Raw genomic sequence first — 5,416 nt, 5'->3', positions numbered from 1 at the left:
GGCCACCACGGCGTCGGCTCCGGCGAGTACTCCGGCCAGGGTCCGCAGGTCTGTGCGGCCGCCCAGGTCAATGGCCGAGGGGCCGGCGACCGTGGCCGTCAGGGACGTCTCGTCCGGTCCGCCCGTCACCACAACCCGGTGCCCGGCGCCGGCGAGGAGTTCGACGGCGGCGGCGTGGTGGAGCGGCGGCCAGGCCCTGGCCGGGACCGCGGCTCCCGGGTGGACCACCACGTAGGGCCCGTCGCCCACCAGATTGTTCACAGCAGACACCGGCTGGACCCTGAGTTTGCCGTCGTCACCCAGGGGCAGCGGAAAGCCTGCTGCCCTGGCAATGTCCAGTGCCCGTTCGGCTTCCGGCTGGTCCTCCACGAGGTCCTCACCGGGCCTCAGCCGGACGTCGAGCAGGGAGCCCGCATAATCGGTGGAGACGCCGGTGATCCGTTCCACGCCCGCCAGCCGCAGCAGCAGGGCCAGAGGCAGCGGGGACTGGTGGAAGGAGGTCAGGATGACGGCCTCTGTGATCCTGGAGTTCCGCACGTACTCAATCAGCCGGTCCGCGTGTGGCACGGTCATCTTCGGCGCCGGGTTCATGATCCACGGGCTGTCCCAGGTGTAGACCTCCGCGACGCCGGGCAACATCGATGCTGCTGCTTCGCCCTGGCGTCCGCACAGCATCACCACGTGGTTGGGCCGGCTTCCGTTCTGCAGGCGTCCGTTCGCCACCGCCCGCACTGCCGGCCCGGCCAACAGGACGTCCCCCAGGCTATCGAGCCGTGCCACCAGCACGTGTGCCATCATGCCCCCTCCAGCAGCAGGTCCACTGCTGCGGCGAGGTCCCGGGCCACAAGCCTTGCCTCGTCCACCTCTTCGGTGCGGGTGACGGGCGTAGGCACCAGGATTCCGCGGGCCCCTGCTGCCTCTGCGGCCCGGACGTCGCTCCCGATGTCGCCGATCAGCGCAGCTTCCGAGGCCAGGATTCCCAAGCGACGGCACGCGCTGAGCACCATCCCCGGCGCCGGCTTCCGGCAGGGGCAGCCGTCCTCCGCGGAGTGCGGGCACATCTCCCACACGTCAAAAGGGCCCAGGAGTTCCTCCACCCTTGCATTGACGCCAACCACATCGGCGGCCGTGAGCAGACCCCGCGCCACTCCGGACTGGTTGGTGATGACGCCCACTGCCAAGCCGCCGGCACGGAGGGAATCCAGCGCAGCCTTGGCACCGGGCATCGCCTCGACCAGCGCGGGGTCGCCGTTGTAGGGCACATCAACCACCAGCGTCCCGTCCCGATCGAACAGCACGGCCTTGAGCTGAGGAGTTTCGGAGCTTCCCATACCGACGTAGTTCCCTCGCACCACTGCTCCTAAACAGCGCGCGGAGCAATTCGCCGGAATAGAATCCACTGACATGGCGAGGCGAAAGGCGGGGCGATGGACACCGGGCAGGACGGACATGCAGCTCACCGGCCAGTCCTTTTGGTGCTGCGCGCGCTTGGCCTCGGCGACCTGCTGGTAGCCGTTCCAGCCCTCCATGCCCTGCGCCGGGCGTACCCGCACCATCGGCTGCTTTATGCCGGCCCGGAGTGGCTTGCCGGCGCGCTGGACCTGGTGGGTGGCTACGAGCTGCTGCCCCACTCCGGGCTTACAGGCCCGCTCCCGGCACTGCCCGACGGCGCGGAAGCGATTGACATCGCCGTCAACCTGCACGGCAAAGGACCCCAAAGCACTGAACTGCTGCGCTCCTTGGGCCCGAAGATTCTTATTGCCCATAAGGGCCCAATGGGCGGCAGCCCGGCCGGACCCGCCTGGGTGGAGGAAACGAACGAGCGGGAACGCTGGACGCGCCTGCTGCAGTGGCACGGAATCGACGCGGACCCCCAGGAGTGTGCATTGCTCCACCCCGCCGCCGCTGTACCGTTTCCGGGCGCCACAGTCATCCACGTAGGGGCCGCCTTCCCGAGCAGGCTGTGGCCCGCGGAGCGCTTCGCCCAGGTGGCCAGGCGGTTGTCCGGCAGCGGCCATCAGGTGGTGTTCACGGGAAGCGCCGACGAACGTCCCCGGGCAGTGGGGATCTGCACCCTGGCGGGCCTTCCTGGCTCCGCCGTCCTGGCAGGCAGGCTGGACCTGCAAACCTTTGCGGCCTGCATTGCCGGCGCGAGGCTGGTGGTTTCCGCAGACACCGGAGCAGCACACCTGGCATCCGCGTATGCCCGGCCTTCGATCATTCTGTTCGGCCCCGTCGGCCCGGAGCGCTGGGGTCCGCCCCCCGGGCCTCACCGGGTATTGACGCGGGACCGGCTCCGCCGCGGCGATCCCTTTGCCGACACGCCTGACCCTGCCCTGCTGGGCGTGACTGTTGAGGAAGTGCTCAGGGCCGCGTCAGAGCTCGAATCAGAACACTGAGTGCTGTCAGCCAGCTTGTGCTGCAGGTCCACGAGCACTCTGGCCAGCCGGCGGGAAACCTGCATCTGCGACATTCCCAGCCGCCTGCCCAGCTCCACCTGGGTCTCCTCGCAGAAGTAGCGGCGGTACAGCAATTCTCGGTCGGCGGCATCAAGTTCCTGCATTGCCTCGCGAAGGCAGGTGAGATCCTCCAGCCGCTCGAACGGCACGTCGGGGCAAGCAAGCACCTCCGCGATCGGCGGCGCATCACTGTGGGGATCGACGGCGTCGAGCGAGTCCGGATGGAGGCTGTTGGAGGCGCTGAGGGCCTCCTGGACCTCGGCACCGTCAACGCCGAGGTAACCGGCAAGTTCTGAGACGTTCGGGTTTCTTCCAAGGATCTGCGCGAGCTCAGGCTCGGCCCGGAACAGCCGTGAACGGAGGTCCTGGATATGCCGCGGCGGCCGGACCATCCAGCTCCGGTCCCGCAGGTACCTCTTCAGCTCTCCGGTGATGGTGGGGGCGGCATAGGCAGGGAAACTGCCGCCCTTGGCCTGGTCGAAGCCGCGTGCCGCCTTCACCAGGCCAAGGTAAGCCACCTGGTTCAGATCGTCGCGCTCGCGGCCGCGGGCTTCGAAACGCGCGGCCAGCGCTTCAGCAAGGTCCAGATAGTCCAGGACCAGTTCGTTCTCAAACGCCTCCCGAAGCCGTCCGCGTCCATGCGCCGGGCTTCGGGGAAGGGCCTCCAGCGGCACATCCAACGGTAATTCCGGCGGCGTGGACCGGAATGATGCAGCTTCTCCGGCGAACGCAGCAACGAATTCAGGCATTGTCGGTGGCTCCTTCGGGTCTGGATCCGAAAGCCTGCGGCAAGACTTAGCAGTAGGAAATCATAAGCTTGCTTATAAAACAATGCCTTCCCGGGAAGTGGCGGTCCGGGTAGCCGAAGGACACAAGCAACGCGGGGTCACTCCCCGCCCGATAAGTTGCCTTCATTGGGCGAAAAGTGACCCCGCGTTGTTTTCTGTGCGGGTCAGCGCATCGATGTGGGCTAGATGCCCGACGCCGGCTTGTCGCGGGCGGCCCGTTCCCGTTCAGCCAACCGCGCCCGGTCAGTATCGGCTACCCGCGAACGTTCCGCATCAGCCATCCGTGCACGCTCCGCGTCGGTCAGCTCCGCCCGATCACCGTCGGTCCTTTCCGCCCGGCCACCCTCCGTAGCGGCAGGCTGATCGGACCGGTCCCTGGGTGCCCGATCGGAGCGATCCCTGCGGTCCCTACTATCCGCACCGACTGTCTCAGGGCGGTCGGCGCGATCCGTGCGATCGGTGCGGTCGGTTCGCTCGGCGCGGTCGGTGCGCTCAGCGCCATCCGTGCGATCCGCAGCCGGCTGCATCGCGGCTGTCCGGTTTTCCCTGGCCCTGCCATCCCGGTTTGCATGAACGTCGGGGTCGATCTCGTCAGCCTTACGGGTGTGCTCGGCTACGTTCTCGCGGAGCGACCTGGCTTCGGCGGCCTTCTTGTCGGCTTCCTGCTTCAGCCGCGCCGCCTGGATCTGGGCCTGCTCCGCATCAGCGCGGGCTTTGGAAGCCCGGGCTTCGTTTTCGCGGGCATCGAGTTCGATGTTCTCGGCCTCCCTGCGTATTTCTGCGGCCTTTTCGCGGTGCGCTTCATCCCGCTTCGCCTGCAGCGCCCGGCGGCGGCGTCCGGTTAGCAGCAGCAGCACAATAAGCGCCACCACAACAATCGCAATGACTATCCAAACCCAGGGTGCAACGTCCAAAGCTACCCACCTCTTTCAACTCCGTTGTGACCGGGTCCTGCGATGCCAAGACGGCAGGCGCTGACGGCCCGTTTGAAAATCTATCAGTAAGGGTACTTACGTTCTGTTAGTAATCATGCTTACTATTTTACGGCCAGTATTGCTGGTTCTTGATCAACAACCGGCCTTCTTTGGAAAGAGAGAGCGAAGATGACAGAGAACCAATGGCCTGAGGATTCGGATTACACGGCTCCCCCGGCCACAACAGGGATCACAGGTGAGCGCAGAGCCACCACGTTCCCCTCGGCAGCATCGACCCCGCAGCAAACAGCACCGGTGACGGGCGATTCCTATGGGACGTCCCGCAAGGATGCTGTGAGAGAGGAGGCCGGAGACGTCGCACGGACTGCGGCCGAATCGGCTCAAAGCGTGGCTGCAACCGCCAAGACCGAAGCGGCCAACGTCGCCTCGGAAGCGAAGGCGAATGCCAAGGATCTCCTCTACCAGGCCCGCAGCGATCTCACCCACCAGGCCGGTGCCCAGCAGCAGAAGGTAGCCAGCGGCCTCCGGTCGGTTTCCGACGAACTGCACGCCATGGCCCTGGCCTCCGACCAGCCCGGCGTCGCCTCGGACCTGGTCCGCCAGGCGGCCGAACGTTCGCAGGCCGTAGCGTCCTGGCTTGACGGCCGCGACCCCGGTTCACTGCTGAACGAAGTCAAGAGCTTCGCCCGCCAGCGTCCCGGAACGTTCCTCCTCCTGGCAGCCGGTGCGGGCGTTCTCGCGGGCCGGCTGACGCGCAGCTTGAGCGCGGGGGCACCGGAAACCTCCACGAACCGGGCCGTCTCAAACTACGGCACCGGCAGCTACGGTTCCGGCACCTACGGCACTACCGCAGAGGGCTACGCACCGTCGGGCGGCGGAACCATTCCGACGCCACCGGTCCAGCTCCCCGGCCCGGCAACCACTACGGCAGGATACGACGGCGGCGCGCCGGGAAGCGCGTACGGCGATGCTGCGCGTCCGGCCAGCGCCCTGGACAGCCCCCAGCTCGTGGAAGAGCCGTGGTCGGGCAACCGCCTCGCTGACGATCCCCTGGGCGACCGGCAGCTTGCGGACGATCCGATGGCCAATGATCCACTGACCCGCGACCGTTCCGCGGACGGTCAGACCGGCAGGCCGTGATGAGCAGCCAGATTCCAGAATCTCCGCCATCGGCGGCGCACGCGAAGGCGGATAACACCTCTTTGGGTGATCTGCTCGGTGAGGTGACCCGTGA

At 67.0% G+C, this 5,416-nt stretch carries 5 protein-coding genes and 1 pseudogene; 2 read left to right on the top strand and 4 right to left on the bottom strand.

All coding sequences use genetic code 11. The features are described from left to right. A partial coding sequence (locus DBR22_RS04050) for a glycosyltransferase family 9 protein (RefSeq protein WP_258229032.1) occupies nt 1–795 on the bottom strand: 795 nt, incomplete at its 3' end. Then, nucleotides 795–1,331 (bottom strand): D-glycero-alpha-D-manno-heptose-1,7-bisphosphate 7-phosphatase, encoded by a 537-nt coding sequence (locus tag DBR22_RS04045; RefSeq protein ID WP_108597900.1) that lies wholly within the window; start codon nt 1,329–1,331, stop codon nt 795–797. The genes DBR22_RS04045 and DBR22_RS04050, both read right to left, overlap by 1 nt. Before the next feature lie 96 nt (nt 1,332–1,427). Here DBR22_RS04045 and DBR22_RS04040 point away from each other — a divergent pair. After that, nucleotides 1,428–2,384 (top strand): annotated as a pseudogene (locus tag DBR22_RS04040) (glycosyltransferase family 9 protein); the annotation flags it as partial. Here DBR22_RS04040 and DBR22_RS04035 read toward each other — a convergent pair. Further along, the gene (locus DBR22_RS04035; RefSeq protein WP_108597899.1) at nt 2,270–3,208 is read right to left on the bottom strand and encodes a sigma-70 family RNA polymerase sigma factor; all 939 of its coding nucleotides are present in this window, start codon (nt 3,206–3,208) and stop codon (nt 2,270–2,272) included. The pseudogene DBR22_RS04040 and the gene DBR22_RS04035 overlap by 115 nt on opposite strands. A 221-nt stretch (nt 3,209–3,429) precedes the next feature. Beyond that, a complete protein-coding gene (locus tag DBR22_RS04030; protein WP_108597898.1) occupies nt 3,430–4,161 on the bottom strand; it encodes a hypothetical protein in 732 nt (243 codons plus the stop codon). Between the two features lie 189 nt (nt 4,162–4,350). On the opposite strand from DBR22_RS04030, the gene DBR22_RS04025 reads away from it, so the two are divergent. Beyond that, nucleotides 4,351–5,322 carry a hypothetical protein gene (locus tag DBR22_RS04025; RefSeq protein ID WP_108597897.1) on the top strand — a complete coding sequence of 324 codons (972 nt, stop codon included), beginning with the start codon at nt 4,351–4,353 and terminating at the stop codon, nt 5,320–5,322. Nucleotides 5,323–5,416 lie beyond the last annotated feature (94 nt).

The sequence above is a fragment of the Arthrobacter sp. HMWF013 genome (genome assembly GCF_003061105.1).
Taxonomy (GTDB): domain Bacteria; phylum Actinomycetota; class Actinomycetes; order Actinomycetales; family Micrococcaceae; genus Arthrobacter.
This window is presented reverse-complemented; position numbering and strand designations above follow the sequence as displayed.

Coding starts and splice junctions, on each gene's coding strand:
- DBR22_RS04045 (WP_108597900.1), bottom strand. CDS start 1,331: ATGGGAAGCTCCGAAACTCCTCAGCTCAAGGCCGTGCTGTTCGATCGG.
- DBR22_RS04035 (WP_108597899.1), bottom strand. CDS start 3,208: ATGCCTGAATTCGTTGCTGCGTTCGCCGGAGAAGCTGCATCATTCCGG.
- DBR22_RS04025 (WP_108597897.1), top strand. CDS start 4,351: ATGACAGAGAACCAATGGCCTGAGGATTCGGATTACACGGCTCCCCCG.